Raw genomic sequence first — 26,195 nt, 5'->3', positions numbered from 1 at the left:
CCGGGTCACCGTCGCCAACTCCTCATTCGTTCGTCCGGTGCTTCCCGCTGCGGGGAGCCCGCTTGACGTACCGTGGTTGCTTGATGGCAAGTCCACCGGCAAACGCGAAACGACAGGACCCCCGAACGGCCCCCTGATTCCCCCTCTGGACCCCCCGCCGGGAGGAAACCCCCCGATGGCCGACAAGATCCCGAACGCGCAGCTTCAGAGATGGCGCGAGCAGCGCAACTTGTCACGCGAGAAGCTCGCTCAGATGCTCAACCAGTCCGAGAGCGGCATAGCCGGACGACTCGCGTGCGATGAGGAGCGGATACGCCGCTGGGAAAAGGGAGAGGTCTCCTGGCCACGGGACCCCTACCCCGCCGCGCTGGAGGAGGTCACCGGCCTACGGCCGGAAGCGTTAGGGTTCGGCCGCTCTAAAGGGCCGGCCGTCTTGACCATGAGCACAGGGCCGTTCATCCGAGAACCCGCACCAGAGATCGATGAGATCGCGGATATCGCCGAGTGGCTCAACCGGGGGAGTCACCGTGCCGCCGCCATCGATGAGATCGAACAGGCGACCGCCTCCATGGCCAACGCCCACACCGTGGTTCCTCCCAAGAACCTGTTGCGTCATGTCATGCGCGTACACCGCCAGGTCCAAAGTCATCTGAAACAGGGGGACCTTCGCTTCCGCCAGGTCCGAGAACTTCTGCGGATCGACGCCGACCTCATTGCCCACGCCGCCGTACTACTCGGCGACATCAACCGCGATCAGGCAGCCGAGGCGTACGGCCGGCTCGCAGTCCAACTCGCCCAGGAAGCCGACTCCAACCAAGGATTCGCCTGGTACGCCCGCGCCAAGACAGCCCGATGGCAAGGCAGCTACGTCGAGGCCGCCGACCTCGCCCGACGCGGATACAACGCCACCCCCGCCGGCCCGATGCGACACCAACTCGCTTGGTACGAGGCCAACGCCGCAGCCCTGTTCGGAGACACCAGCCGAGCCCTCGATGCCGTCAAACGCGCCTATCTGGCAGCCGACTCACCGGCCACGATCACCCCGGACCGGTCTGTCTGGGCCTTCCCCGTCCAACGGCAGACGCTTTTCAGCCTCGCGGTAGCCGTCCGCACCGGCGACCCTGACGAGGCCCTGAGAACCGCCTCCACCGCCGATCAGGCAGCAGCCGCGGGCGATCGACCGGCCCTCGCCAACTGGGCACAGATCAGAGCCGCGGCAGGGCTCGCCCATCTGCTCAAAGACGACCTGTCCGGTGTCATCCACGAGGTAACCCCCGTCCTGACCATGCCACCCGAACTCCGCGTGACAACCGTCACCGGTTACCTTGATGACCTTGCCCGAAGCCTCGCCCAACCCCGTTTCGCGGACAGCGGCGATGCCGTACGGCTCAGGCAACAGATCCGGGAATTCAACGCCGCCGCCCTACCGGACGAACCGCACCTGGAGGGTGAATGAGCCCGCTTCCCGTCGAGATGGTCGACCGCTGGCGTGACCGAGCCGAGCCGCAGCCAGGGGAAGGCACCTTCTATTGGCACATGCTCGTCGGCCGCTACCCTCAAGTCCGAGCCATCGCCCGAGAAGCACAAGACCGGCTCACGCAATTCTCCGGACTCCACTTCACGCCGGCCAAGTGGCTGCACATGACCGCACTTGCCGTCAGCTCTACCGACAGCATGTCCCTCGACCAGGGCCACGCCATACTCGTCGAGACATCACGCCTGCTGGCCACCGCGCCACCCATCCCCGTGACACTGAGCCGCATCCTCTACCACCCACAAGCCATCATGCTCGCCGCCGAGCCCAGCGCACTGTTGCAACCCGTCCGTGACGCCGTCCAATCCGCCACACAGGCGATCACCGGTCGCCAGGGGAACACCGAAGGCCCCACTGCCTGGACCCCCCACGTGACCATCGCTTACAGCACCGCCGACCAGCCGGCCGCTCCCTTGATCGACGCCCTAGGACGGCGCCTTCCCCCGTGTGACGTCACGATCGACTCGGTCAGCCTGGTCATCCAGCACGGCCCCGAACGTCTCTGGGACTGGCAGCACATCGGCTCCGCCCTCCTCCTAGGCGAAGGCGACCCCACCTCAGCACGATCAGAGTCCGCGACCACTCGATATTCATGACGTTGTCGAGCTTGCCGAATAGTTCTCATATGGATCAAGGGGCGGCGGCGCTGAGCGCCGCGCCCGCCCTTGCGCCTGCCCGCACGCCGGGCGTGCGGCGTGGGCGCCGGTCCCGACGCACGGCAGGACTCCAGGGCGGCGCCGCCGCCGGCTCGCGCCGACCGGACCCGAACCGCCGGCTACGGTACGCGCCGCCGCCCCCCACCGCACGACGATCGCCACGGGGTGCCTGATCTCTGTCGATGGCCGGGGGCGATCGAAGGTCTGGGACTTCGTTCCTCAGCCCCAGCCCACCGGGCAGCGTCGTTTACGACCGCCCACGGGATGCCCGTTGCACGCCTCTCAGAAGTGCAACCGAGAGCTACCTCTGCGGCCAACCATGCTGGGAACGTTCACGGTCGTGCTGCAGAGCCAGGCGCACGGCGGTGTAGATGACGAAGCCCTGGACGAGAGCGGCACACCCCGTCACGTAGCGTCAGACGCTGCGGGTGCGAGCTGTGCACGATGGGTCAATGCCTTTCGCGTGGAATGTGGCCTTGAGGTCGACGTGCCACTTGCTCGAATACTTCATTTTTATGTTGGGGTCCTTGGAGGCGCCGTTTCCGCCTTCTCGGAGCGTCCAGGACCACTGCGTTAGGTCGGGCAGATGGGGCACGTCCTGGCGGATCCTAAATCTCACGCTGTTCTTGTATCCGATGCCCCGGCCGGTATATTCGATCTTGTCGATCTCGTCGTAGCCGTTTTTCGGCGTGTAGTAGACCGAGCCTGCGGCCCAACGATAGCTGTCAAGGTGGCAGTTGCTGGAGAGCGACCTCTGCGGGGCGGAGCTCGTGGTGGAGTTCGAAGCCGAAGCGCCTGCCGCGGGGATGATCGACAACGCCACGCCCACGGTTGCGAAGATCGCCGTCTTCTTCAGGATGCTTGCTACTCGCATAGTGCCCTCTCGTGCCGGGGGTGATTCGGTTGCGGACAAAGGGCCAATTTAGTGAGGCGTGGTATACCGGCGGTATGTCCACTCGGAGGCTTTGAAGGCAGGCTCTAACTCGCCTACGCGTGACCAGAAGCCGAAGGGGACCTTGGCTGGGCGGAAGCCGTACGCCTGGGCCATGTCGGCGGCTTCGGTGAAGAGGTGGGCGATGGCGGAGGGGGAGTGGGCGTCGCTGTCGAAGGTGACCGTGTCGCCGCCCTCCTTGCGTCACCATCGCAGGATCGTCGCGTCCATCGGGGGTCCTCGTAGAGATCGCGGAAATGACCCTGATCCGCTCCCCGGGAGGGTGGGACGACGGCGACGGGAAGATCTCCTCATTGGGAGGTACGGCCGGGCCATTAGCGGGCCATTAAGGGGGGTCAGCAGCGGTCAGTCACGGTCACTCGCGGGGAGTCCGCCGCCCAGGTCATGGCCGGTACGGCTCATGATCAGGCCGATTTGTAAGCAGGAACTCACGGCAGCCTCCCGCAAGCCACAGTTGCAGTTTCAGTTGCAGTTCCATGTCGTCCAGAAGTGTTCAGGAGGGATCGCGCACTCGTGCTGACGTGCATTGAACTGCACGGAACAACGTCAGGTCGATCTTTAATCTGCGTGTGTCGGGTTCGGCTCAGGAACTGGTGCGTGATCGCCGAGAGCGCCTCCGGCGGGGGGCTCGGCTCCGGGATGAGCCGTCAGTCCGGACCGCAGACCGTACGTGGCTGAGGTGAGCCCTGATCGCCCCGTCTACCGCGACCCAGGCGAGCCCAGCAGACCAGCTCCTCCGGCTCAAGCCCGTCTGTGACGGTTGGCATCAGATGGTCGAGGAACGGCGACCGGGCGAACGGACACGCGAAGACGGGCTTGACCCTCCGTCGCCGGCCCGCTGCCGCTTCGCGGTGGGTCGAGGCAGACGGGACGATCAGGCGGACGAAGCATGCGCGGTGCGCTGGCTGAACCCCGCGCGGGTTGCAGTTTGGGTTGCAGTTCACCGCCGTACCAGCCCGTTCCAGGTGGATCGGCCGCGCTCATTGGTCCAGGTTGAACCGATCGGGACGGGCAAGATCCGAGCTGCTAATGCGGTTTGGGTCTACAGCCCATCCGGGGTTCAAATCCCCGAACCTCCGCACCTCAGAGGCCCTCTCCCAGTTTCGGGAAGAGGGCCTTTCTGATCTCTGAACACTGCCGAGGTTGCAGTTGTCAGGCATCGCCCCAGAGAGCGGCGCCCATTCGGGTGCTCGCGTCCTGCATCAGCGCCGGCTACGTGGGTGTATCGCCCCCGGGCATGGCCGAGGATCTCCTGAACGACGCGGATGTGCACCCCCTGTTCGACAAGGAGCATGGCGCGCGTCATGGAGTCGGGCATCTCTGACCCCGGCTCGCTTGAGCAACGCTTTCCACATCATGCAGTCCCCGCTGCGCTCGATCGGCCTGCCGTGCCGGGTGGCGAAGACGAGGTCACGATAGCCCGCTGCCTGGTCGATCCGCTGGAGCGACCTTTCGCGTGACGGTGAGGTAGGTGACTGCAGCCGTAAAAGCGAGCAGTGCGGTCCAGTCGTTGAGGCGCAGACCGAGGATGTGGGGGGTGGGGTCGATGCGGAGCCACTCGATCCAGGCGCGACCGGCGGTGTAGGCGGCGGCGTAGAGCGCGAATGTCCGGCCACGGTCGAGCCGGAACCGCCGTTCGGCCCAGAGGACGAACCCCGCCACGCCCAGGTTCCACAGCGACTCGTAGAGGAAAGCCGGATGGTAGGTGGCAGTGGATTCCCTACCGGGTGGCCGATGGGCGGGGTCGATCTCCAGCGCCCAGGGCAGGGTGGTCGGCCTGCCGTACAGTTCCTGATTGAACCAGTTGCCCCAGCGGGCGATCGCCTGCCCGAGCGCGATCCCGGGCGCGACGGCGTCGGCGAAGTCGCGCAGCGCGATGCCGCTCCGGCGGCAGGCCAGCCATGCGCCCACCGCGCCGCCCGCGACGGCGCCCCAGATGCTGATCCCGCCCTCCCAGATCGCGAACGCGCGCAGCGGCTCGTTGCCGGGACCGAAGTACTGCTGCCAGTCGGTGGCCACGTGGTAGAGCCGGGCACCGACCAGGCCGAACGGCACGGCCCAGGTGGCGATGTCCCCGACCGCGCCGGGCTCGCCGCCGCGAGCCACCCAGCGGCGCTGGGTCACCCAGATGCCGACGAGGACGGCGAGCAGCATCAGCAGGGCGTAGGCGCGGATCGGGAGCGGGCCGAGGTGCCAGACGGCTTGGGTCGGGCTGGGGATGGCGGTCACGCCGTCGAGTCTGGTTCCGGCACGGCGGCGCCCGCATCGAGCGGAATGCCGATTACGTGATCAGTCGACTGGTTGATGCCGAACGGACGGGTGGTTGATTATCGTCGGCGGTGTGGAGTCCTGGGAGCGGTCGCGGCGCCGGTGGCAGCACGCCTTCTTCGCCTCATGGCTGGTGCTGACCTCGGCTGGACCCCTGACGGAGACGGGCCAGGTAATCCCGGTGGTGCTGGTGGCCGGGCTGGCCGCTTGGTATGCGGTGTGGTTCGTGCTGCGCACGCCGCCCCCGGATGACGTGCCCGTGCCATACGTGCTCGGCGGTGGGTTGCTCTGGCTGGGGCTGTTCGCCATCGATTCCTCCTTCCTGGTGGTCGCGCTGAGCGTGCTCGTGCCGTACTGCATGGACGCCGTACGGGTCGGGCTGGTCGCGGTGGTGTCGTGCGCCGGGGGCTGGCTGTGGCATCGTTTCCACGTGACCGGGTCGATCACCTGGGCCGAGATCAGCATCGCCCCGCTGATCGCGATCAGCGGGGCCACCGCGGTCGGGTACATCAGCTCGGTGTCCCGGCAGAGCGCCGAGCGCAAGCGGCTCCTCGACCGGCTGCAGGCCGCCCAGGAGGCGCGGGCGGCGGCCGAACGGCAGGCGGGCGTGGCGGCCGAACGGCAGCGGCTGGCCCGCGACATCCACGACAGCCTGACCCAGGGGTTCGCCAGCGTGGCGATGTTGCTGGAGGCGGCCCAGGCGACCCTGCCGGACAACAAGCACCTGACCCAGGCGCTGCTGGCGGCACGGGAGAATTTGGCCGAAAGCCGCCGGGTGGTGAGAGCGCTGCGACCCGGCCAACTCGACGAGTGCGGCCTACCGGAGGCCCTGCGGCGGCTGGCCGGCCGGCTGTCGGATGAAACCGGCATCGACGCGCACACCGTGATCACCGGTAAGCTCCGGCCGCTCGAAGCCCAAGCCCAGGCGGAACTGCTGCGCGTGGCGCAGGAGGCGGTCGCCAATGTTCGCCGCCATGCCCGAGCCGAGCAGGTCACGCTGACCCTGTCGTATATGGAGGACCTGGTCGTGCTCGATGTCCACGACGATGGCGACGGTTTCGATCCCGGGCGGGCCGCCTTCGGACACGGCCTTTCGATCATGCGGGAGAGGATGGAGCAGCTCGGCGGCACGCTGCTCGTGGAAAGTGCCCCGTGTGCGGGCGCCACAGTGGTGGCCAGCCTCCCAGCGGTGGCTTTGAGCGGGGCGCGATGACCGTCCGGGTCCTGATCGCCGACGACCACCCGGTGGTCCGCGACGGCATACGGGCGATGCTCGGCACCCAGGACGACCTGGAGGTGGTCGGCGAAGCGGTCTCCGGCGCGGATGCGGTGCGGCTGGCGCGCGACTTGCGGCCCGACGTCACCCTGATGGACCTGCAACTGCCCGAGATCGACGGCGCGACGGCGATCAGCCGGATCCGCGAACATGACCCAGGCGCGAAGGTGATCGTCTTGACCACTTACGACACCGATGGCGACATCTCACGCGCCATCGACGCGGGAGCCATCGGCTACATGCTCAAGGACGCCGGCCGTGAGCAGCTGTTCGACGCGATCCGGGCGGCGGCGCGAGGGGAGAGCGCCCTGTCGCCGGCGATCGCGACCCGAGTGTTGTCGTGGGCGCGTGCCGATGCTCCCGATGCCCTCAGCGGTCGGGAGGTCGAGGTCCTCGGCGCGGTCGCCCAGGGGATGAGCAACAAGGCCATCGCCGCCCACCTGTGCATCAGCCAGGCCACGGTCAAGACCCACCTGCTGCACATCTTCGCCAAGCTCGGCGTGGACGACCGCACCGCCGCAGTGACGGTCGCCGCTTCCCGCGGCATCATCCGGCTGGGCGGTTAGCTGCTTCAACTGAGATCAGCCGGCCGCGCAGCCGTACCGGATCGAGCTCGCGCGACTCACGCCGAGGCTTGGATCAACGGCGATTGGGAGCCCGAAGGAGGGCGACGGCCAGCCCCCCGCGAACGTCGACGACCTCGCGCTGGTAGCAACCCGGGATACCGTCAGTCCTGCGAAGAGGGTGTGCCTGGGGTGGTGGTGAGGTCGGATTTCGGCTAGATCGGCCGATCGCGCTCGCCTACTTTCTATGGAATGGCACAGGACAACCGGGATATCGTGCTGAACGCATGGCGGGCCTTCGCTGATCATGATGCCGAGCGGATCGCGGCCTTCTTCGCTGAGGATGCCGAGTGGCTGGCGCCGGCGGGCAACGCAACCGCTGTCGCGCTCGACATTCCGAGCCACATGATCGGCAGGAAAGCGATCGCTGACTTCATCGCCGACGACTTCCCCCGACTCTTCGCGCGAGACGTTGCCATCACCTTCCACGGCATCTACGCGGAGGGTGACAGGGTGATCGTTGAGGAGACGATGAGCGCGACCCTGGCGAGCGGAAACAGCTACGTCAACGACTACTGCTTCGTCTTCGAGGTGCAGGGTGGGCTGATCCACCGGGTTCGTGAGTATATGGACACCGCACGCGGACACCGCATGGTGTTCGGCGATGATCACGTCCTCGGCCCCGCCGTGGTTCACGCCGCTCACGAACACCATCTCGGCCGGGCCGTAACCACGCCCTCTTGCCGACGGCCTACGTGAAGTGACGCTCGTCGTCGGCGAGAGTGGTCAGATGGTCGGGTCTATTCCGCGTTCAGCTCGAACATGACGTGCTCGTGCTCGCCGTGCTGGACCGTCCCGATGCGGACGAAGCCGCTTTTCTCCAGTAGCCGGACCGAGCCCGTGTTCCCGGTGAAGGGGTCGGCGTAGAGCGGTCGGATCTTCTCCTGTTGCAGAAAGAGCGTCAAGGCCCCGGTGCCGACGCCTCGGCCCCAGTACGCGCGGCCGAAGACGTATCCGATGAAGCGCCTGCCTTCATCCGTCCAGGAAACGACGTTGCCTGCGGCCTCGCCGTTCACGGTGACCGTCTGCACCAAGACGGTGGGATCGCCGAGGACCTTGGTTCTCCAGTGGGTCATGAATCTCTCCCGTTCCCGGGGAGTGAACTTCGACCTGCGGACCGTCTCGGGATCGTGCTCGTGCTGGAAGAACAGTTCCAGGTCGGCGTCTTCGACATTCCGCAGTTGCACATCGTCGCTCATGGTGCCCGAGTCTGCCACCAGACGCTGACAATTCGCCGTCCGACTGCCGTCGGGACCGGACGGATCCGCCCAACAAGCTAGTTACAACGATGGTTGCATGTGTTGCCATACACGATGTATGTTAGGTGAAACGCCAAGCAGAGAGAGGAATACCGATGATCCGCATTGCCATCGTGATCGGTAGCACCCGTCCCAGCCGCCGCACCGAGGTCGTGGCCCGCTGGACCGCCGCGGTCGCCGCCCGCCACCCCGCCGTGGCAGGAGGCGAGGTGGAGCTGGAACTGGTCGACCTGGCCGAGTACGGCCTGCCGTTGCTGGACGAGGCCACATCGGCCATCTTCGGCGAGTATCGCAACCCGCACACCAAGAGGTGGGCCGAGACGATCGGCTCGTTCGATGGGTTCGTTTTCGTGACACCGGAGTACAACCGCTCGATGCCGGCCGCGCTGAAGAACGCCATCGATTTTCTCTACGCCGAATGGAACAACAAGGCGGCCGGGTTCGTCAGCCACGGGATCGTGGGCGGCGTCCGGGCCGTGGAGCAGCTTCGGCTGGCGCTCGCCGAGGTGAAGGTCGCCGGGGTGGGAGCCCAGGTCGCGTTGTCCTGCTTCACCGACTTTCAGCTCACCGGCCCGCACGACCCGGGAGTGGTCACTCCGGGCGAGCACCAGGAGCCGATGCTGCACGAGATGATGGACGAGCTGGTGGCGTGGACGCGCGCCCTCGAGACGGTCCGCGAGCCGGCCGAGTCGCTGCGGGTCTGACCGTCTGGCCAGGGGCGACCTGTCGCGTCCCGCCCCTGCCCGAGCTTGCAGGATAGGGTGCGACGCGCATGGCATGCCTTGCGATGATCAAGGTGACGAGGTTGGAGAATCCGCAGATGGCCGCGAACGACACGACCAAGCCGCGTCCGCGCGGCGGGCTGGCGGACAAGCGCAGGGCGATCCTCGCAGGGGCTCTCCTGGTGTTCGCGCGCGACGGTTACACCCGGGCGAGCATCGACGCGATCTCGGCCCAGGCCGGGGTGTCCACGCGCACCATCTACAACCATTTCACCGACAAGGCGGAACTCTTCGAGAGCGTCATCCAGGAGAGCGCCACGCGGGTCGCCGACGCCCAGGTCGCGATCATCGACCGTTATCTGCGCAAGGTCACCGACCTGGAGGCCGATCTCATCGAGTTCGGGGAGGCGTTGGCGACTCCGATGGCGGCCGAGCACGCGGCGCACTTCGCCCTGGTTCGTCAGATCAACGCCGAGGCCGGGCACATCCCGCAGGCCGCCATCGAAGCCTGGCAAGAGACGGGGCCGCTGCGGGTCCGCCGCGAGCTCGCCCAGCACCTGTCGCGACTGGCCGACCGCGGGTTGCTGCGCTTCGACGACGCCAACCGGGCGGCCGTTCACTTGATGCTGCTCATCTCACCCGCCGGCCCGTCCAGCCCGTCCGCCCAGGAGGACGTCAGCGCAGCGGTCACCGCCGGCGTCCGCACCTTCCTGTACGGCCACCTGGCCTGAGCCCTTACAGTCCCTGACTTCGTCGAAGTCCCCATGTTTGCATTATACGTTTTATGATTTGCCATAAACTATGTACTTTACATCAATGAACAGACGCCTCACCGTCACGTTGTCCGCCGTACTGCTGGGCTTCCTCGCCCTGCCGATGCTCATGTCTGGCATGTCGGTCGCGTTACCGCAGATCGGGCTGGATCTGAACGCCTCCGGTGCCGCCCTCCAGTGGGTCGTCGTTGGCTATTTTCTCGCCGCCGCATCCCTCATGCTGGTGGTGGGCTCGCTGGGCGACCTGTTCGGCCGTCGCCGGGTCTTCGCCGTCGGCGCGGCCTGTTACACCGGCGGGGCGCTGATGAGCGCGCTGGCCGGCGACATCCTGGTGCTCGATGTGGCGCGGACGCTCTCGGGCATCGGTGCCGCGGGGGTGATGGCGGCGGGCGGCGCGATTCTCGGCAGCACGTTCACCGGCTCCGCTCGCACCCGGGCGTACGCGGCGATGGGCACGACCGCCGGCGTGGGAATGGCGATCGGCCCCAGTCTGTCCGGCTGGCTGGTGGGCGCGGTCGGCTGGCGCGCGACGTTCGCCGTTTTCGCCGTCGTCGGCGTGCTCCTCACGGCCGGCTCGACACTGATGGCCGAATCGCGTGCCGACCGGCGGCCCCGGGTCGACGTGACCGGCGCCCTCACCCTGATCGCCGCGCTCGCACTGCTGATGTTCGGCTTCAACCAGGCCGCCGACACCGGCTGGGGCAGTCCCGAGGTGGGCATCCCGCTCGCCGCCGGCCTGGTCCTGCTGGCGGTGTTCACGCTGGCCGTACGGCGCAGCGAGCAACCGGTGCTCGATCTGGCCCTGCTTCGTAACCGGCGGTTTATGGCCTGGTGCCTGGCCGGTCTCTTCGTCGCGGGCGGGCCCGCCGGAGTGGTGGCGTTCCTGCCCACCTATCTGCAGGGCGTCAACGGTGTCTCGGCCCAGGTCGCCGGGCTCACCATGTTGATGCTCACCGCACCTGTGTTGCTGCTGCCCCAGGTCGGTGGCCGTTTGGTGAACCGCGGCATGTCGCCCCGTGCGCTGATCACGCTCAGCCTGGTCCTGATCGCGGCAGGCAACGCCTGGCTGACCGTGCTGCGTCCGGGCATCGGCGTTCCCGGGCTGCTGGGTCCGCTGGCCACGGTCGGGATCGGCATGGGCCTGGTCATCGGCATCACCGACGCGCAGGCGATGAACCAGGTGGAGCCCGACCGGCTGGGCATGGCCACCGGGCTCCTCAACACCGTGCGGGCCGGCGGCGGCATGATGGTCACCACCCTGTTCGGCACCGCGCTGATCACTCTGCTCCAGTCGCGGATCGGCGACGTCGCCGCGAAGGTGGCCGCCGGTGGCTTCGCCGGTCCCGGCCGGGAGGTCAACGCCGCGCAGTTCACCGACGCCTGGCACATCACGTTGTGGTGTGTGGCGGCCGCGTGCGCCGTTGGCGCGATCGCCGTCTGGGCCCTGCTAGCCCCTGCGCGGCGGCACCCCGCCTCCTCGGTGGCTTGACGCGGCCTGAGGTGGTTAGCGGAGCTGGGTGACACGGGGCGGCCGTCCGCCGCGAACTGGAACACGGGCGGCGTGCCGGATGGCACCGACCACCAGGGCTCCGGGACGGGGTTCGACATGGACCCATCCTTTCCGATCGGCCGCGGTGGTGCTGGAATGCCCGCCTCCTCAGCGGATCCCTTGGCCGGTGCGAAGTAACGTGCGAGGATCGATCAGGCGGCCCGCACGCCATCGAGGCGGGCGTGGGGCAAGGGGGACGGCTGTGCGCAGGGGCGGAATCAGTGCGGTGGCCGGGGTGGTCGTGCTCGTCAGCATGGCGGGCTGCGGCCAGGAGAGTGCGGTCCAGAACGGCACGCAGAAGGCCTCCGCCACCACCGATCAGGTCAAAGCCGTCGACCCGGCGGACTCCCCAGGGTTGCGGAAGAGCGATGTGCCGTGGAACGGCGAAGGCGACCCGTTCAACGCGATGGTCAGGCTTCCCGACGGCCGGCGGGTGGCCATGCACTACCTTCGCCGCAAAGGGCTGTTCGAACAGCACTACAGCCCGAAGACCGGGTGGAGCAAGCCGGTGGCGATCTACCGGACCAAGACGGAAGCCTGCCAGGGCATCACGCTCAAGACCGGCGGGGGGACCGTCGCGGCGATCGCGGACTTCGGTGTCTACTGCTCCGATGGTGAGCCTCCGACCGAGTCCATCGCCGCGGTCGGCATCGGGCGGCTGAACACCTGGGTCCACCACCTCACCGACGACTTCGACGGCTGGGGACGCGTCTCGGTCACCACGAACGGCAGGCGGGCCACATTCATCCGCAATTCCACGGAGACCAGGACGTCACTGCGCTGGGATCTGGGCAAGGGATTCTCCGCGATCACCGAACGCCCCCGATGACCCGACGCGCAGCCCAAGCGTGCCCAGGCTGATCGAGCCGGCGGTCATCACCAGGATGTTCTGCGAGGCGATCAGCAACCCGGACACTCCCGGTGCCGGCTCTTTCGACATGCGTAGAGCTTCGCGCTGACCGCCTCCGTGAACCCTCCTGGCCGCCCCCTGAGATCACGCCCAGGTTCCACGAACCAAGCGGCTCCCGATGATCACGACTCCTGGAGCCGGTGAACGTTGCTGGACGCCGCACCAGAGCTGCCGGGTGTCAGTCGTGCCGAGACGGCCGCCCAGGTCGGCGGCTCGGGCCAGTCCGTGGCCGGGGGCAGCTCCGCCGTACCGAGGATCGCGCAGGCCAGCCAGTGCTCGCCCGGTTCGTGCGTGCCGGTCAGCGTGGGGATGAGGGTGCGGGGGACGAGCACGTTGGTTCCGGGAAGCGCCCGGACCAGTCGCCCGCTCCTGAGCACGCCGGTGGTGCGGGAGCCCTCCGTCTGCGGCCGGCCGCTCTCGAGAACGCCGGTGGTGCGGGAGCCCTTTGTCTGCGGCCGGCCGCTCTGGAGAACGCCGGCCGGGGCCTGCGCGCCTGCTCCGGGAACAGGAGGAACAGGAACGGGCCGGCCGTCTTCGGCGTCGGCCGGGACCCGGATGGCTTCGATCAGGCAGGCTCCAGCCGGTGAGTCGAGGCGGGCGTGTCCCGGACCCGTCGCGGTGCGGTGCGGTGGGATGTCGCGGTTCACCGCGAAAGCGCCCTCGGCCGACCGGAGCCGCCGGTGGGTCGTGAGCCGGTGCACGCGGATGTGCCACGGCGCGACGGCCAGCAGCCAGGTCTCCACTTCCACGTCGGGCCAGGGCGTCCAGCGGGTGTGGAGCAGCCCGTCGTCGGCGTCGGCGTACCGCGGCTCCTCGCACGGGCGCCAGTGCGTGCCGTCCTCGCTCAACGCCAGCGTGCTGTCGAAGGCGCCCTGTTCCAGCCCCGGTGAACCACTCGGCACGCTGAAGCCGAAGCGGGTGGAATAGGCGAACTTCGCATACTTCGCCGCGCCGTGCCGTACCCACGTGCTGTGTTGTCTGGAACTCAGCATGACGACCTGCCGGCCCTCCTCGCACCGCATCAGCACGGCCCCGGGCTCCGGCTGGGTGCTGACCTCCGGCAACGTCGGCGCGGCCAGTTCCGCCGCCGCCCAGAAGGGGTGCGTGCCGGGCAGCGCGAGCGGCAGGAACGCCTTCATCCCCCAGTACGGCGAGCCCGGCGCGTTGTACTGCTCGGCGAGGTGCGGCTGCGGGTAGCCGTACCCCACGGTGAGCAGCCCCGACGTGTCACGGATCGGCCGGTCGAGCCACCATCGCAGGTGGCGCATCAGGTGCCCGCGGACCACCCCCCACGGCAGGGCCTCCACCCCGGCGAAGGCGAGCGCGCCCCAGAACGCTCCCTGCGCGAAGCGGTAGGTCAGGCTCCGGCCGTACGGCACGGCAGCGCCGTCCGACGCGAACCAGTGCTGGAAGTCGAGGGCGAAGGACGACGCCCTGCCGCGGAGGCGTTCGGCGCGGGCGGGATCGCGTTCCCCGGCGAGCGCGGCGTAGATCAGCCCGTAGTAGTGCATCGCGAACGGGACGTAGTAGTCACGCTGGGCGCCCGGGCCGTCGCCGTACCAGCCGGGGCCGAGGGCGTAGGACTCCAGGAGGTCGAGTCGGGCCGTGTTGGGGGCGGGATCGAACGCGACACCGACCCGGTCCAGGCCGAGCCCGACCATGACGGGGAAGAACTGCCAGTTGTTGTCGGCGGCCCGGACGGTGAGCGCGTGCCGGAGCCAGGCCGCCAGGTTGTCGCGTTCCCGGCCGGTCAGCGGATCCCACAGGTGCTCCGGGGCGAGGGCCAGGGCGAGGCCGATCGCCGCCGTCTCCACCAGCCGCTGATCGAGGTCGCCGACCGGTCCCCAGTACTCCTCGTGCCGGGGGTCGGTGCCGGAGGCGAGGCCGTGCCGCCACAGGTCCCAGTGCCCGAACTCGCCGCCGCCCGCGGCCAGCGGCGCGAGCCCCCACAGCGGGCGGGCGAACGCCTCCAGTTCGGCGGCCTCGTCCGGGTAGTGCGCGGCGTTCACGCCCAGCCGGAGCCGTGCCCGCCCGGGACTGAGACGGGAGAGCAGCGGTTCGGTCAGCGTGTGCACGAGCGCTTGCGTCGAATGCTTAGTGGTAAGGATGGAAATCAACTCCTGAGGCCGGTGAACGCGAGCCCCTGCATGATCCGCCGCTGGAAGATCAGCAGCACGATGATCACCGGGATGACCGCCAGGGCCGCCCCGGCCATGATGTAGTAGGCCCGTCCCGACTCGCTGCTGGCGAGTTGCTGGAGGGCCAGCGGCAGCGTGTAGAGCTCGGGGTCGTTGAGCACGACCAGCGGCCACACCAGATCGTTCCAGTGAAAGATGAAACTGGTGATCGTGACGACGGCGAGCACCGGTTTGGACAGCGGCAGGATGATCCGCCAGAAGATCTGCATCCGCCCCGCGCCGTCGATGAGCGCCGCCTCCTCCAGCTCGCCGGGCAGTGAGAGGAAGAACTGGCGCAGCAGGAAGATGTCCAGCACCGAGGCGACGTTGGGCACGATCAGCCCCCACGGGGAGTCGAACATGCCCAGTTGCTGGGTGACGTGGATGCGCGGCACCAGCAGCGTGATCGTCGGCACCATCATCCCGGCCAGCAGCACGACGAACAGCTTGTCGCGCCCGGGGAAGGGGATCCGGGCGAACGCGTAGGCGGCGAGGGCGTCGATCAGCAGCTTCGCCGGCACCAGGATGAGGCAGACCCACACGCTGTTGAGGAACGCCTGGCCGAGCCCGCCGACCTGCAGGACGTGCTCGTAGTTCTCCAGCGTGGGCGACCATTCGCCGGTCTTGCGGTCCAGCGGCAGCAGGCTCGGGACCCGGGTGTAGACGTCGGACCCGTGCTTGAACGAGGTGGCCAGCATCCACAGGAACGGGACCACCGACACCAGCGCCAACAGCACGAGAGCGATATAGATGGGCGCCTTCCGTACGTTCCGGGTCACGACGCCTCCTGTTTCACGAACTTGAACTGCATCGCGGTGACGATCATGATGAAGAGGAACAGGATGAAGGACATCGCGCAGGCCGCCCCCATCGCGTCATAGCGGAACGCGTACAGATAGAGATGCAGCACGTAGGTCAGGCCCGACTGCTCAGGGCCGCCGGTGACGCTCCTGTTCCCGCCGCCCGAGAAGATCACGTAGACCAGGCCGAACACCTGCAGCGCCGCGATCACCCCCGTGACCAGCAGGTAGAACGTGGTCGGCCGGAGCATCGGCACCACCACGCGCCAGAACCGTTGCACCGGCCCCGCCCCGTCGATGACGGCGGCCTCCCTGATGGACGTCGGGATCCCTTTCAGCCCCGCGAGATAGATGATCATCGAGATCCCGCACTGCCAGGCGGCGATGAACGACAGCGCCGGGATGACCAGTTCGGGGGTGTTCAGCCAGTTCTGCCGGGGGATGCCGAACAGTTCGATGAAGGTGTTGATCAGGCCGTACTGCGGGTCGTAGAGCCAGCGCCAGATCGCGCCGACCGCCGCCTCGGCGGTGACCACCGGCAGGAACAGCAGCAGCCGGAAGAAGTTGGAGCCCCGGTGGATCGCGTTGAGCAGCAGGGCCTGGATCAGCGCGGTGCCCAGGGTCAGCGGCACCGCGATGATGGTGTACTGCAGGGTGACCTTGATCGACTGCCAGAAATGCGGATATTTCGCGTCATCGAATAGCAGGTCGGTGTAGTTGGCCAGACCGACCCAGTTCGGGGCGGTGCGCAGGTTCCAGTCGGTGAAGCTGTAGTACAGCGCGGCCAGCGCCGGGAAGAGCAGGAAGACCAGGAAGTAAACGACCGCGGGAGCGATCAGCAGCCACCCGATGAGGTGGTCGCGGCGCCCGAAGCCCGGACGGCGGCGCCGTCCGGGACGGGGCGTCACGGTGGGCTTCTCGGCCAGCACCGGAGGTGCCACGGTTGCCTCGCTTTCTGGTCAGCCGGTCCAGCCGAGCAGCGTGCGGGTCTTCGCCGCCGCGTCGTCGAGGGACTCCTTGGCGGTGGACTTGCCGCTGAGAGCGCTCTCCAGCGCAGGCGCGATGATCTCGTCGTTGATCTGGATCCACTCCGGTACGGCCGGGCGGGCCCTGGCGACCTTGAGCTGCTCAAGGAAGGCCGCCTGGTCGGGACCGAAGGTCGCCGCGTCCCGCTCGGCCGCCGCGATGTTGACCGGGAAGCCGCCCAGCGCCTGCGCGAGCTGCGTGTTGTTGTCGGCGTTGGTGATGAACGCAAGCCACTTCCAGGCCAGGTCGGCGTTCTTCCCCTTGCTGAAGACCACCGCGTTCTCACCGCCGATGTTCCCCGCGGGCTCCGTCTTGTACGGCAGCGGCGCGACGCCCAGTTGCAGGTCGGGGAACTGGTCCTTGATGTTGGCCACGTCCCACGGACCGGAGATCATCATGCCGGCCAGGCCGTTCTCGAATGACTTGTCCGAGTCGGTGATCTCGCGGGGCGAGGAGGGCAGCAGGTCCACCCAGAGCTGGAGCGCGTCGACGGCGGGCTGCTCGTTGAAATGGATCTTCTTGTTCTGCACGTCGACCATGTCGCCGCCGGCCCCGGCCACGAAGCCCGGCCACATCCAGCCGCCGTAGCCGTCGCCCTTCGGCACCACCATTCCGGCGGTCTTCGGGTCGGCCTGGTGGACCTTCGCGGCGATCTGCTTGAGCTCGTCCCAGGTCTTCGGGGGAGTCGGGACGAACTTCTTGTTGTAGAAGAGCGCCACGGCGGTGTGGTCGATCGGCAGGCCGTACAGCTTGGCGTTGACCCGGTTGGTCTCCAGGGCGCCCTCGTAGAACGCCTTCTCGTCCACCAGGCCGGCGGGGACCTCCTTGATCGTGCCGTCGAGGGCGAACCGGGGGACCAGGGGCTGGTCCAGCACTCCGACGTCGGGGCCGGAGCCGCTGGAGATGGCGCTGCCGAGCTTGGTGTTGTAGTCGTCCTTGGGAATCTTGACGATCTTGACGGTGACGCCCGGGTTGACCTTCTCGAAGTCGGCGCGGATCTTGTCGACCACCTCGCCCGCCTGCGGCGTGCGGTCCTGGAACATCCAGTAGGTCAACATCGTGGACGCTCCGGCCTCGTCGGAGCCGCCACCGCACGCGGTGAGCCCGGCTAGCAGCGCCACGGCGGCGGCTGCCCCTGTCACTCTCCTGATCATTTCGTCTCCTCGTCGGGGGGTCGCACAGAAGATAATCTAAGTTTCGAAAAAAGATCAGCCCTCCGCGCGAAACGCTTTGGTAACGCGGCGGAGAGCACTGAGACGTCCTTCTTCAGGGCCTGAACTAACATGTTTGCTGGACGTGGAGGCAAGGTCATGGCAACGCCACAGCGCAGGACGGTCCGCGATGTTCGCAAGGGCAACCGGGCGATGCTGCTGCGCACGCTCTATTTCGACGGGCCGGCGAGCCGTAACGATCTCACCGCCCTGACCGGGCTCAGCGCCGCGACGGTCAGCACCATGACCGGCGACCTGCTGAGCGACAGCATCATCGTCGAGGCCGGCCAGGTCGACTCCGACGGCGGCCGCCCGCGCGTCCTGCTGCGCGTGAACCCCCGCTACGGCTACGCCATCGGCGTCGACGTCGCCGAGACCCACGTGCGGGTCGAGTTGTTCGACCTCGGCATGACGGAGCTGGCCAGGGTGGAGTACGCCCTGCGCCCGGCCCGGCACGACGTGGAGCTGATCGCCAGGCACATCCTGGCCGGCATCGACGTGGTGCTCGCCGACGCCGGGATCCCGTCCGAGCAGGTGCTCGGGGTGGGGGTGGGGGTGCCCGGAATAGTGGAGTCCGGCGCCGACGCGCTCATCCACGCCAAGACGTTCGGCTGGGACGGCGTCCCGATGGGATCGCTGTTGCGTGCGGGCACCTCGCTTCCGCTGTTCGTCGACAACGGCGCCAAGACGATGGGGCAGGCGGAGCTGTGGTTCGGCTCCGGTCGCGGGGCCGGCAGCGCCGTGATCGTGCTCATCGGCTCGGGGGTCGGGGCCATGGTCATCACCGACGGCGTGACGCTACGGGGGGTGAGCCGGAGCGCGGGAGAGTGGGGTCACATCAAGGTCGTGGTGGGCGGCCGGTCCTGTCGGTGCGGCGGGCAGGGGTGCCTGGAGGCGTACATCGGGGCCGAGGCCATCCTGGCCAGGGCGGGCGTCGAGACCCGGACCTCCGGCTGGCAGGAGGCGCTGGCCCAGCTGCTGACCTCGGGATCGCCGGTGGTCGAGGAGACCGTCACGTATCTCGGCGTCGGGCTGGCCAACCTGATCAACCTGGTCAACCCCGAGCGGATCGTGATCGGCGGCTGGGCCGGGCTGCTGCTGGGCGAGCGGCTGCTGCCCGACATCCGCCGGGCGGCCGGCGACAACTCGCTGGCCCAGCCGTTCGCGGCCACCTCGATCGTGCTGGGCCGGCTGGGCCCCGACGCGGTGGCTCTGGGCGCCGCCACCCTCGTGCTGGAGCAGTTCCTCACCAGCACGCCCGCCGCGCGGATCCCCGCGGCGGGCTGACTCCAGGCCGCGATCCGGCCACCCGTCGAGGATGGCCGGACGCGTAGGAGGGACAAGGCTAGGGAAGTTCAAAGTTCTCCGTAAGAGCGGCGCCGCGGTGCGGCTTGTACAGGTCGTAGCCGCGCGGGTTGCACTGGAGGCCACCGTTGATGCAGTGCTTCACCAGGGCGTTGAGGATGGCCGGGTTGTCCCACGCGTTGAAGAAGTCGTAGTGCCACGAGTAGCCGCGGCCACTGGACAGCCGCGCCTGGGAGAGGTCGCCGTCCGCCGGGAAGGCGATCTTGAATTCGAGCATCGGGACCGGCACCGGATGACTGCCGGGGCAGTAGCCGTCGGTGGGATAGGACATGTGACTCTTGTGGTTGGCGCTGTCCAGGTTGACGCCGTCCCAGCAGCTCGGCGCCTGGTAGCGGACGTTCACCTGGGTGCCGGCCACGCAGTTCGTCGGGATGTCCCAGCTGTGGGAGAGGTTTCCGCACTCGAAGCCCTCCACCGCGCCGGGTGAGTCACGGAACTCCGCGAGTGTCGCGGTCGGGCTGCCGACCACGAAGCGCAGGCCCTGCGGGAAGTTCTGGACTCGCCAGTAATCCCGGATGCCCGACTTGTAGTAGATGACCTGGTTGCCGGTCGGCTGGATCAGCTGGTCGCCCTTGTAGAAGCTCGGGAACCAGTAGGCCGAACGGTCGTGCGGGTTGGTGCACGACGTGGCGCCGGCGAGGAGCGACGACGCCGTGCTGCTCGCGTTGGTCGTCCTGTTGCCGACGAAGGTGTGCATGTGCGAGGCGCCGGGCAGGCCGGGGTAGACGATCGGGTCGTCGGGCCGGTTCGCCGTGAACGAGCAGTTGGCCTGGAACTCGTGGTGGGTCACCTCGTCGGTGAACGTCGGGCTCGGCACCGGGGTCGAGCCGCTGCCGCCCGTGCCGTACACCTTGAACTCCCACAGGGAGTAGCCGTAGCCGGTGTTGCGGGCGGTGCCGTACATCCGGACGTAGCGGCCCGAGCCGGTGACGTTGAGGGTTTGGGTGCCGCCGGTGCCGGTGCTGGTGGAGTAGACGTCGGTCCAGGTGGTGGCGTTGGGAGAGGTCTGGATCTTGAACGCCTTGCCGTACGCGCCCTCCCAGTTCAGGACGACCTGGGAGATGGTCGCGGTGGCGCCGAGGTCGATCTGGAGCCACTGCGGGTCGCTGTAGGCGCTGGCCCAGCGGGTGCCGTTGTCACCGTCTACGGCGGCGCCCGCGCCATAGCCGCCCCCTTCGACGGAGGAGGCCGACGCGGGCCTGCCCTGTGACAGCAGGGCGTCGGCCGCGATGGCGGGGGTGATGATCGCCAGCCCGGTCGCGACCAGTGCGACCAGCATGGCGGTGACCAGCCCCAGGCGGAGCCGGCCGGGATTGGGGGGTGGGTGCATGGCGTCTCCTTCGAGTGGGGGGTGCCCTGCGGCTGGGGGCGACAGGACGGGAGAGCGCTCTCCCAGTGAGATTGGACTTTCGCGATGCTCATTGTCAAGACGGGCGGCTGCGCCAATCCGAAATCCCCTGGTCACAAACCTGAAATGGCCGTACGGCCAGGCCATGTGTCACCACCAGGAAAGGTTGACACGGCGTGACCGCAGGGTTTCGAATCCACAAAAGTGGGCCTTGACAGTGCTCGATCCGCAGAGGCAGGCTCGATTACGGAGAGCGCTCTCCCGTTCCCTGCCATTCAGTACGGCAGGCACCCCCCATTCGAGGAGAGCTCGTGCATCCACTTCGCAGTTCAGGTCGTACGCGGTTAGGTTTGGTGATCGCCGCTTTGGTGGGATTGGTCGTTTCCGGCCTGGCGGTCATCACTCCTGCCGCGGCGGCGGACACCCTGCTGTCACAGGGCAAGGCGGCGACGGCCTCCTCGGCGGAAGGCGCCGGCTACAGCGCCGCGGCGGCGGTCGACGGGAACCTGACGGGCACCCGATGGGCCAGCGCGGCAAGCGATCCGCAGTGGCTTCAGGTCGATCTCGGCGCCACCGCGACGATCGGCCAGGTCGTGCTCACCTGGGAGGCCGCGTACGGCAAGGCGTTCAAGATCCAGACCTCCGCCAACGCCACCACCTGGACCGACGTCTACTCCACCAGCACCGGCACCGGCGGCACCCAAACCCTCAACATCACCGGCTCGGGCCGCTACGTCCGGATGTACGGCACCGCCCGGGCCACCGGCTACGGCTACTCCCTCTGGGAGTTCCAGGTCTACGGAACCACCGGCGGTCCCACGCCCGAACCGTGCGGCACGACCAACGCCGCGCAGGGCAGACCCGCCTCCGCCTCGTCGGTCGAGAACGCGGGAACCCCGGCCTCGGCGGCGTTCGACGGCAACGCCGGCACCCGCTGGTCCAGCGCCTACAGCGACCCGCAGTGGCTCCGCGTCGACCTCGGCTCCGCACAGCCCGTCTGCCAGGTCGTACTGACCTGGGAGGCCGCGTACGGCAAGGCGTTCAAGATCCAGACCTCGGCCGACGACAGCACGTGGACCGACGTCTACTCGACCACGACCGGCACCGGCGGCACCCAGACCCTCAACGTCACCGGCACGGCCCGCTATGTCCGGATCTACGGAACAGCGCGTAGTTCCGGTTACGGTTACTCCCTCTGGGAGGTACAAGTGCGCACCGGCACCGGCGGACCGGACATCGGACCGGATCCCGACCCGCTCAACCCCGACCTCGGGCCCAACGTCTCCGTCTTCAGCCCCTCGACCCCGGCGGCGACGATCCAGAACCGGCTGAACATGGTCTTCGCCCAGCAGGAGGAGAACCAGTTCGGCACCGAGCGTTACGCCCTGCTGTTCAAGCCCGGCCGCTACGACGTCGGCGCCCGGGTCGGCTACTACACCCAGGTCGCCGGGCTCGGCATGTCACCGAACGACGTCGACATCCGCGGCCCGGTGATGGCCGACGCCCGCTGGTTCAACGGGAACGCCACCCAGAACTTCTGGCGGAACGTCGAGAACCTGTCGGCCACCCCGAACGAGGGCTACAACCGCTGGGCGGTCTCGCAGGCGGCGTCGATGCGCCGCGTGCACATCCACGGCGACCTCCAGCTCGACGACGGCGGCTGGTCGTCGGGCGGCTTCCTCGCCGACTCCAAGGTCACGGGTCAGGTGCGGTCGGGTTCGCAGCAGCAGTGGCTGAACCGCAACACCAACTGGTCGAGCTGGTCCGGTTCCGTGTGGAACATGGTCTTCGCCGGATCGCTGAACGCGCCCCCGCCGAGCTTCCCCAACCCCTCGCACACGGTGGTCGCCGACGTTCCGGTGGTCAGGGAGAAGCCGTACCTGTACGTGGACGGCGGCGGCCGGTTCAACGTGTCCGTCCCGGCGATCCGCCGCAACTCCCGTGGCACGACCTGGGAGAACGGCACCTCACCCGGCTCCGCGCTGTCCATCACCTCCTTCTACATCGCCAAGCCCGGCGTGTCCGTCGCCACGCTGAACGCGGCGCTGGCCAAGGGTAAGAACCTGCTGTTCACGCCCGGCGTCTACCACCTGAACGACACCATCAGGGTGACCCGCCCCGACACGGTCGTCCTCGGCCTGGGCCTCGCCACACTCGTCCCCGACACCGGCGCCACCACGATCTCGGTGGCCGACGTCGACGGCGTCAAGGTCGCGGGCCTGCTGATCGACGCCAGCCCGGTGAACTCGGCCACGCTGATGGAGGTCGGCCCGCCCGGCTCCGCCGCGGACCACGCCGCCAACCCCACGTCGCTGCACGACGTGTACTTCCGCATCGGCGGCGCGCACATCGGCCGCGCGACGACCAGCCTCGTCATCAACAGCGACGACGTGATCGCCGACCACCTGTGGGCCTGGCGCGGCGACCACGGCGAAGGGGTCGGCTGGACGGTCAACACGGCGGACACCGGCGTAATCGTGAACGGCGACGACGTGACCACGTACGGTCTGTTCGTCGAGCACTACCAGAAGCACGAGCTGATCTGGAACGGCAACGGCGGCCGGACCTACATGTTCCAGAACGAGCGCCCCTACGACCCGCCGAACCAGGCCGCCTACATGAACGGCTCCACCCGCGGTTACGCCGCCTACAAGGTCGCCGACTCGGTGACCACGCACGAAGCCTGGGGCCTGGGCAGCTACTGCCTGTTCCTGGAGGACGCGAACATCGTCGCCGAGCGTTCCTTCGAGGTGCCCGACAAGCCCGGCGTCAAGTTCCACAACATGGTGATCGTCTCCCTCGGCAGCCTGGGCACGATCAACCACGTCATCAACAACAGAGGCGGCCCGGTGGGCCCGAACTCCGACAAGACCATCGACTACCTCGTCAGCTACCCATAACCCCTCTGATCAGGGCTGGAAGGCGGCCTTCGCCTTCCAGCCCTCCGCCACACGGCCCCTGCACGGGTCCTTCGTCACACGGTCCTTGCCACGGCGGTGCTCCGTACCGCGGCTCTGCCGCCGCGGCGTCCTTCGTCACGCGCTTTCTCCGCCGCGGTCCCTGTGACGCGGCCTTCGTCACGCGGTCTTCGTTGCGCTGTCTTTGCTGCGCGGTCCCTGTGACGCGATCCTTCGTCACGTGCCCACGTGGCGGGTCGTCCAGGTGAGATCCAGCATGGTGTGGGTCTTCACGAGGGTGCCGGTGGGCGCGGGCCGCCGGTGGGCGGTGATCCGGAGGTCGTCGCTCATCGGACGGCCCGCCGTGTCCCAGGACCGGACGTGCGCGACGAGCCGCCCGGCGAGCAGAGCGCCTTCGGGGCCGTGGCCGTGGGCGGTGAGGGAGACGGGGCCCGAGGCGAGGAGGGCGAGGCTGTCGCCGTCGGCGATCCCGGCGGACATGGCGAAGCCGCGCAGGTCGAAAGGGCTGCGCGGGAGCCGCGCGGAGGCGGTCTCGGTGAGGGTGCACCAGGCCGGCTCGTGTACGGCCAGCCAGAGGCCGAGCCCGTCGAGGACCTCGGCATGGTCGGCGAGCACCCCGGTGTCGAGTTCGACGGCCGGGGAGTCGAGCGCGGGAAGCAGGTCGCCGACCGGGCCGCCTTCCGGGAGGAAGAGTGACAGGCCATCGTCAAGCACAACAGTCTTCTCAGGTCCCGCATAGGCCCCACGAAGCCGCATGAATCCGCAGGGCACGATCGACAGGCTCCGCAGGTGCCCGTCGGCCGGCTCCAGCGCGACCGAACGTTGCACCCCGCGCAGATCGAGCGGGACCACGATGCGGCCGTCGGGGTGAAGCTGGTCGAGCCAGGCCGGCGCGAGGTCCCACACCCCGACCGTGGCGATCACCCTGTCGTACGGCGCGCGCGCCGGAAATCCGTCGTAGCCGTCGGCGCACACCACGCTCACTCCGGCGCACCCCGCCGCGTCGAGGTGCTCGCGGGCGCGCAAGACCAGGTCGGCGTCGATGTCCACGCTGACGACCGCGCCGTCGGGGCCGACGAGGGCGGCGATCAGCGCGGCGTTGTAGCCGGTGCCCGCGCCGATCTCCAGCACCCGGTGGCCGGGCCGTACCCCCAGCTGGTCGAGCATGATGGCCATGATCGTCGGCTGTGAGGAGGAGGAGATCGGGAGGCCGTCGGGGTCGCGTTTGGTGACGATCGCCTCGTCGATGTACGCCTCCTCGACCGGGATCTCCGGCAGGAAGGCGTGTCGTGGGACCAGGCGCAGCGCCTCCGCCACGGCCTCGCTCACGGGGGAGTGCCGGAGCACCTGGGCGAGCATGGACTCGCGTAGCTCTGCGGTCCCGTCCATAGTCGCCATCCTAGGATCCCCCTACCCCAGGTCCCCCTCGCAGGACCTGGGGCCCGTCTCAGTCGACGGCTAGCCTTTCGGCCTCCTCGTGCAAAGCCCACGTCAGAAGGAGTTCCAGGCGGAGCTCGGCATCCAGGAGGTCCGCCGTGAGGTGATTCATCGTCGGCCTCCCTGGCTGGAAAGACGCATCACCGCCCTGGATGGTTCACGCCGTCGCGAGAAAGGTCAGGTGTCAGCGGTAGACCCGGGGGTCCGCCTTCAGGCGTTCTGCGAGCCGTACGGTGATGAACTCGTTGTCGTCCGGCTTGCCCGCCGTACGGCCGGCCGCGAACGGGAAGTTGTTGTCGTCGAGCACGCCGAGGGTGCGGTCGTCGAGGATCACGACGTCCTCGATGGTCTGGAACGGGAAGCGGAAGGTCTCGCCCGAGCCGCCCAGGCCGCGCGGATCGGCCAGGTCGAGCAGGTCGGCGACCAGCGTCTTGTCGAGGAAGCCGTCGCGGTTGCGGTCACGCGTGTCGGCGAGGTAGATCCGCTTGAAGGCGGCGGCGTCGCCCTGGAGGTTGTCGCGCTCGATGATGAGGAAACGGTGCCGGTCGACGGAGATGGCGTCGCCGATCGCGTTGGCCGGATCCTCCAGCCGGTAGCCGAGGCGCTGCGAGGTGTAGGCCCGTTTCCGCAGGTCGAACTCATACATTCGGAGAGTTCCGGCCGGGTCGCCGGCCACGGTTCCTTCGAGCAGTGGATAGAGCCTGCGGTTGTCCACAGATCGCGCCATTCCCTCGAACCCCTTGCTGCGGCCCAGGTTAGGTTCGGAACCGTTCAGGTGGGGGTGCTCCGGGGCCCGCACGCCGGGCAGCTCGATCGGCGCGTCGAGCAGCTTGCCAGAGGGGGAGAAGTGCAGCAGAAACGGTCCGAACTCATCACCGATCCAATAGGTCCCGTCGGCCGCGCGCACGATCGACTCGACATCGAAATCCGCCCCGGTGAGCGTCCGGTCCGACCGGGTCAGTGGCCACGTGACCAGCCCGCGCGGGTCTGACAGGTTGAAGCCGCCCAGCACCCGTACGGTGCCGTCGCGGAAGTCCGGCTTGATCCGGTGTACCCGTAGCAGGAAGTCCGCGCTGTTGTTTTTGGCGCCGTAGCCGTTGTCGGAGAGCACGTCGAAGGTGCCGTCGTGGCGGCGTACGATGCCGCTGAATCCCTGCACCGGCTGCCCGCTGAACGGCGGGGTCACGCCGTTGACGGGCGCGGTGCCCAACTGCGTCCCCGACGGCTCGCTGCCGGGGACGAAGGTCTGCGCGGGCAGCGAGGCGAAGCCGGTCAGCGTGGCCCTGCCGTGCCCGGGTTCCGCCTGCGCCGGACCCGCGGCCAGCAGCCCGGCGGTCAGTACGGCGGTTCCCACCGTGATGGAGATGCGTCTCATGGCGGGCACGGTAGAG

At 68.3% G+C, this 26,195-nt stretch carries 21 protein-coding genes; 11 read left to right on the top strand and 10 right to left on the bottom strand.

Going from position 1 to position 26,195, the window contains the following annotated elements; all coding sequences use genetic code 11:
* Both MBA17_RS44500 and MBA17_RS44495 read left to right on the top strand, forming a co-directional pair.
* Positions 1–1,456 (top strand): helix-turn-helix domain-containing protein (locus MBA17_RS44500; protein ID WP_238504550.1); only part of this gene is annotated, 1,456 nt, incomplete at its 5' end.
* Positions 1,453–2,130 (top strand): 2'-5' RNA ligase family protein, encoded by a 678-nt coding sequence (locus tag MBA17_RS44495; RefSeq protein WP_238504548.1) that lies wholly within the window; start codon positions 1,453–1,455, stop codon positions 2,128–2,130. The genes MBA17_RS44500 and MBA17_RS44495, both read left to right, overlap by 4 nt.
* A 475-nt stretch (positions 2,131–2,605) precedes the next feature.
* Here the strand turns inward: MBA17_RS44495 and MBA17_RS44490 are convergent, their stop codons facing one another.
* Positions 2,606–3,064, bottom strand: a complete 459-nt coding sequence (locus MBA17_RS44490) for a hypothetical protein (RefSeq protein WP_238504546.1) — start codon at positions 3,062–3,064, stop codon at positions 2,606–2,608.
* Between the two features lie 1,488 nt (positions 3,065–4,552).
* Entirely contained in the window at positions 4,553–5,371 is an 819-nt protein-coding gene (gene lgt / locus MBA17_RS44485; RefSeq protein ID WP_238504545.1) for a prolipoprotein diacylglyceryl transferase, read from the bottom strand.
* A gap of 112 nt (positions 5,372–5,483) precedes the next feature.
* On the opposite strand from lgt, the gene MBA17_RS44480 reads away from it, so the two are divergent.
* The 3 genes from MBA17_RS44480 to MBA17_RS44470 all read left to right on the top strand — a co-directional run bounded on the left by MBA17_RS44480 (position 5,484) and on the right by MBA17_RS44470 (position 8,008).
* Entirely contained in the window at positions 5,484–6,623 is a 1,140-nt protein-coding gene (locus MBA17_RS44480; protein ID WP_238504542.1) for a sensor histidine kinase, read from the top strand.
* On the top strand, positions 6,620–7,252 hold the full coding sequence (locus MBA17_RS44475) for a response regulator (RefSeq protein ID WP_238504540.1): 633 nt from the start codon (positions 6,620–6,622) through the stop codon (positions 7,250–7,252). The genes MBA17_RS44480 and MBA17_RS44475 overlap by 4 nt, the downstream gene beginning before the upstream one ends.
* A 249-nt stretch (positions 7,253–7,501) precedes the next feature.
* Positions 7,502–8,008 (top strand): nuclear transport factor 2 family protein, encoded by a 507-nt coding sequence (locus MBA17_RS44470; protein WP_238504538.1) that lies wholly within the window; start codon positions 7,502–7,504, stop codon positions 8,006–8,008.
* Positions 8,009–8,049: 41 nt separating this feature from the next.
* Here MBA17_RS44470 and MBA17_RS44465 read toward each other — a convergent pair whose 3' ends face one another.
* On the bottom strand, positions 8,050–8,508 hold the full coding sequence (locus MBA17_RS44465) for a GNAT family N-acetyltransferase (RefSeq protein WP_238504536.1): 459 nt from the start codon (positions 8,506–8,508) through the stop codon (positions 8,050–8,052).
* Positions 8,509–8,663: 155 nt separating this feature from the next.
* Here MBA17_RS44465 and MBA17_RS44460 point away from each other — a divergent pair, with 155 nt between their 5' ends.
* From MBA17_RS44460 to MBA17_RS44445, 4 genes are all read left to right on the top strand, one after another.
* Positions 8,664–9,272, top strand: coding sequence for an NADPH-dependent FMN reductase (locus tag MBA17_RS44460; protein ID WP_238504534.1), 609 nt, complete (start codon positions 8,664–8,666; stop codon positions 9,270–9,272).
* 92 nt (positions 9,273–9,364) lie between these two features.
* Entirely contained in the window at positions 9,365–10,021 is a 657-nt protein-coding gene (locus MBA17_RS44455) for a TetR/AcrR family transcriptional regulator (RefSeq protein WP_238504533.1), read from the top strand.
* 85 nt (positions 10,022–10,106) lie between these two features.
* The gene (locus tag MBA17_RS44450) at positions 10,107–11,552 is read left to right on the top strand and encodes an MFS transporter (protein WP_238504531.1); all 1,446 of its coding nucleotides are present in this window, start codon (positions 10,107–10,109) and stop codon (positions 11,550–11,552) included.
* Between the two features lie 262 nt (positions 11,553–11,814).
* The gene (locus tag MBA17_RS44445) at positions 11,815–12,441 is read left to right on the top strand and encodes a hypothetical protein (RefSeq protein ID WP_238504527.1); all 627 of its coding nucleotides are present in this window, start codon (positions 11,815–11,817) and stop codon (positions 12,439–12,441) included.
* Between the two features lie 203 nt (positions 12,442–12,644).
* Here MBA17_RS44445 and MBA17_RS44440 read toward each other — a convergent pair whose 3' ends face one another.
* The 4 genes from MBA17_RS44440 to MBA17_RS44425 are packed head-to-tail and all read right to left on the bottom strand — an operon-like array spanning position 12,645 to position 17,679.
* Entirely contained in the window at positions 12,645–14,639 is a 1,995-nt protein-coding gene (locus MBA17_RS44440) for a DUF2264 domain-containing protein (RefSeq protein WP_274386892.1), read from the bottom strand.
* On the bottom strand, positions 14,636–15,478 hold the full coding sequence (locus tag MBA17_RS44435) for a carbohydrate ABC transporter permease (protein ID WP_238504524.1): 843 nt from the start codon (positions 15,476–15,478) through the stop codon (positions 14,636–14,638). Before MBA17_RS44435 ends, MBA17_RS44440 begins: the two co-directional genes overlap by 4 nt.
* Entirely contained in the window at positions 15,475–16,440 is a 966-nt protein-coding gene (locus MBA17_RS50820; RefSeq protein ID WP_238504518.1) for a carbohydrate ABC transporter permease, read from the bottom strand. Before MBA17_RS50820 ends, MBA17_RS44435 begins: the two co-directional genes overlap by 4 nt.
* Before the next feature lie 18 nt (positions 16,441–16,458).
* Positions 16,459–17,679 (bottom strand): ABC transporter substrate-binding protein, encoded by a 1,221-nt coding sequence (locus tag MBA17_RS44425; protein WP_238504517.1) that lies wholly within the window; start codon positions 17,677–17,679, stop codon positions 16,459–16,461.
* 156 nt (positions 17,680–17,835) lie between these two features.
* Here MBA17_RS44425 and MBA17_RS44420 point away from each other — a divergent pair, with 156 nt between their 5' ends.
* On the top strand, positions 17,836–19,023 hold the full coding sequence (locus tag MBA17_RS44420; RefSeq protein WP_238504516.1) for an ROK family protein: 1,188 nt from the start codon (positions 17,836–17,838) through the stop codon (positions 19,021–19,023).
* A 58-nt stretch (positions 19,024–19,081) separates the two neighbouring features.
* On the opposite strand, the gene MBA17_RS44415 is transcribed toward MBA17_RS44420, so the two are convergent.
* Positions 19,082–20,431: a DUF1996 domain-containing protein gene (locus MBA17_RS44415; RefSeq protein ID WP_238504515.1), complete on the bottom strand. Its 1,350-nt coding sequence runs from the start codon at positions 20,429–20,431 to the stop codon at positions 19,082–19,084.
* A 386-nt stretch (positions 20,432–20,817) separates the two neighbouring features.
* Between MBA17_RS44415 and MBA17_RS44410 the strand changes: the two genes are divergently transcribed.
* The gene (locus tag MBA17_RS44410) at positions 20,818–23,349 is read left to right on the top strand and encodes a discoidin domain-containing protein (protein WP_238504514.1); all 2,532 of its coding nucleotides are present in this window, start codon (positions 20,818–20,820) and stop codon (positions 23,347–23,349) included.
* Positions 23,350–23,583: 234 nt separating this feature from the next.
* Here the strand turns inward: MBA17_RS44410 and fxlM are convergent, their stop codons facing one another.
* Positions 23,584–24,756 (bottom strand): methyltransferase, FxLD system, encoded by a 1,173-nt coding sequence (gene fxlM / locus MBA17_RS44405; protein WP_238504513.1) that lies wholly within the window; start codon positions 24,754–24,756, stop codon positions 23,584–23,586.
* Positions 24,757–24,988: 232 nt separating this feature from the next.
* Positions 24,989–26,179, bottom strand: a complete 1,191-nt coding sequence (locus MBA17_RS44400; RefSeq protein WP_238504512.1) for an esterase-like activity of phytase family protein — start codon at positions 26,177–26,179, stop codon at positions 24,989–24,991.
* Between the last annotated feature and the right edge of the window lie 16 nt (positions 26,180–26,195).

The sequence above is a fragment of the Dolomitihabitans soli genome, from assembly GCF_022213955.1.
In the GTDB taxonomy this organism is placed as follows: Bacteria; Actinomycetota; Actinomycetes; order Streptosporangiales; family Streptosporangiaceae; genus Streptosporangium_A; species Streptosporangium_A soli.
Note: the sequence above shows the minus strand (reverse complement) of the source record. Positions and strands in the feature narration are given on the sequence as shown.

What these genes read in the sequence shown, in the direction of transcription:
- fxlM (WP_238504513.1), bottom strand. Translation starts at nt 24,756, where the DNA reads ATGGACGGGACCGCAGAGCTACGCGAGTCCATGCTCGCCCAGGTGCTC.
- MBA17_RS44420 (WP_238504516.1), top strand. Translation starts at nt 17,836, where the DNA reads ATGGCAACGCCACAGCGCAGGACGGTCCGCGATGTTCGCAAGGGCAAC.
- MBA17_RS44495 (WP_238504548.1), top strand. Translation starts at nt 1,453, where the DNA reads ATGAGCCCGCTTCCCGTCGAGATGGTCGACCGCTGGCGTGACCGAGCC.
- MBA17_RS44460 (WP_238504534.1), top strand. Translation starts at nt 8,664, where the DNA reads ATGATCCGCATTGCCATCGTGATCGGTAGCACCCGTCCCAGCCGCCGC.
- MBA17_RS44400 (WP_238504512.1), bottom strand. Translation starts at nt 26,179, where the DNA reads ATGAGACGCATCTCCATCACGGTGGGAACCGCCGTACTGACCGCCGGG.
- MBA17_RS44475 (WP_238504540.1), top strand. Translation starts at nt 6,620, where the DNA reads ATGACCGTCCGGGTCCTGATCGCCGACGACCACCCGGTGGTCCGCGAC.
- MBA17_RS44465 (WP_238504536.1), bottom strand. Translation starts at nt 8,508, where the DNA reads ATGAGCGACGATGTGCAACTGCGGAATGTCGAAGACGCCGACCTGGAA.
- MBA17_RS44450 (WP_238504531.1), top strand. Translation starts at nt 10,107, where the DNA reads ATGAACAGACGCCTCACCGTCACGTTGTCCGCCGTACTGCTGGGCTTC.
- MBA17_RS44425 (WP_238504517.1), bottom strand. Translation starts at nt 17,679, where the DNA reads ATGATCAGGAGAGTGACAGGGGCAGCCGCCGCCGTGGCGCTGCTAGCC.
- MBA17_RS44470 (WP_238504538.1), top strand. Translation starts at nt 7,502, where the DNA reads ATGGCACAGGACAACCGGGATATCGTGCTGAACGCATGGCGGGCCTTC.
- MBA17_RS44415 (WP_238504515.1), bottom strand. Translation starts at nt 20,431, where the DNA reads ATGCACCCACCCCCCAATCCCGGCCGGCTCCGCCTGGGGCTGGTCACC.
- MBA17_RS44490 (WP_238504546.1), bottom strand. Translation starts at nt 3,064, where the DNA reads ATGCGAGTAGCAAGCATCCTGAAGAAGACGGCGATCTTCGCAACCGTG.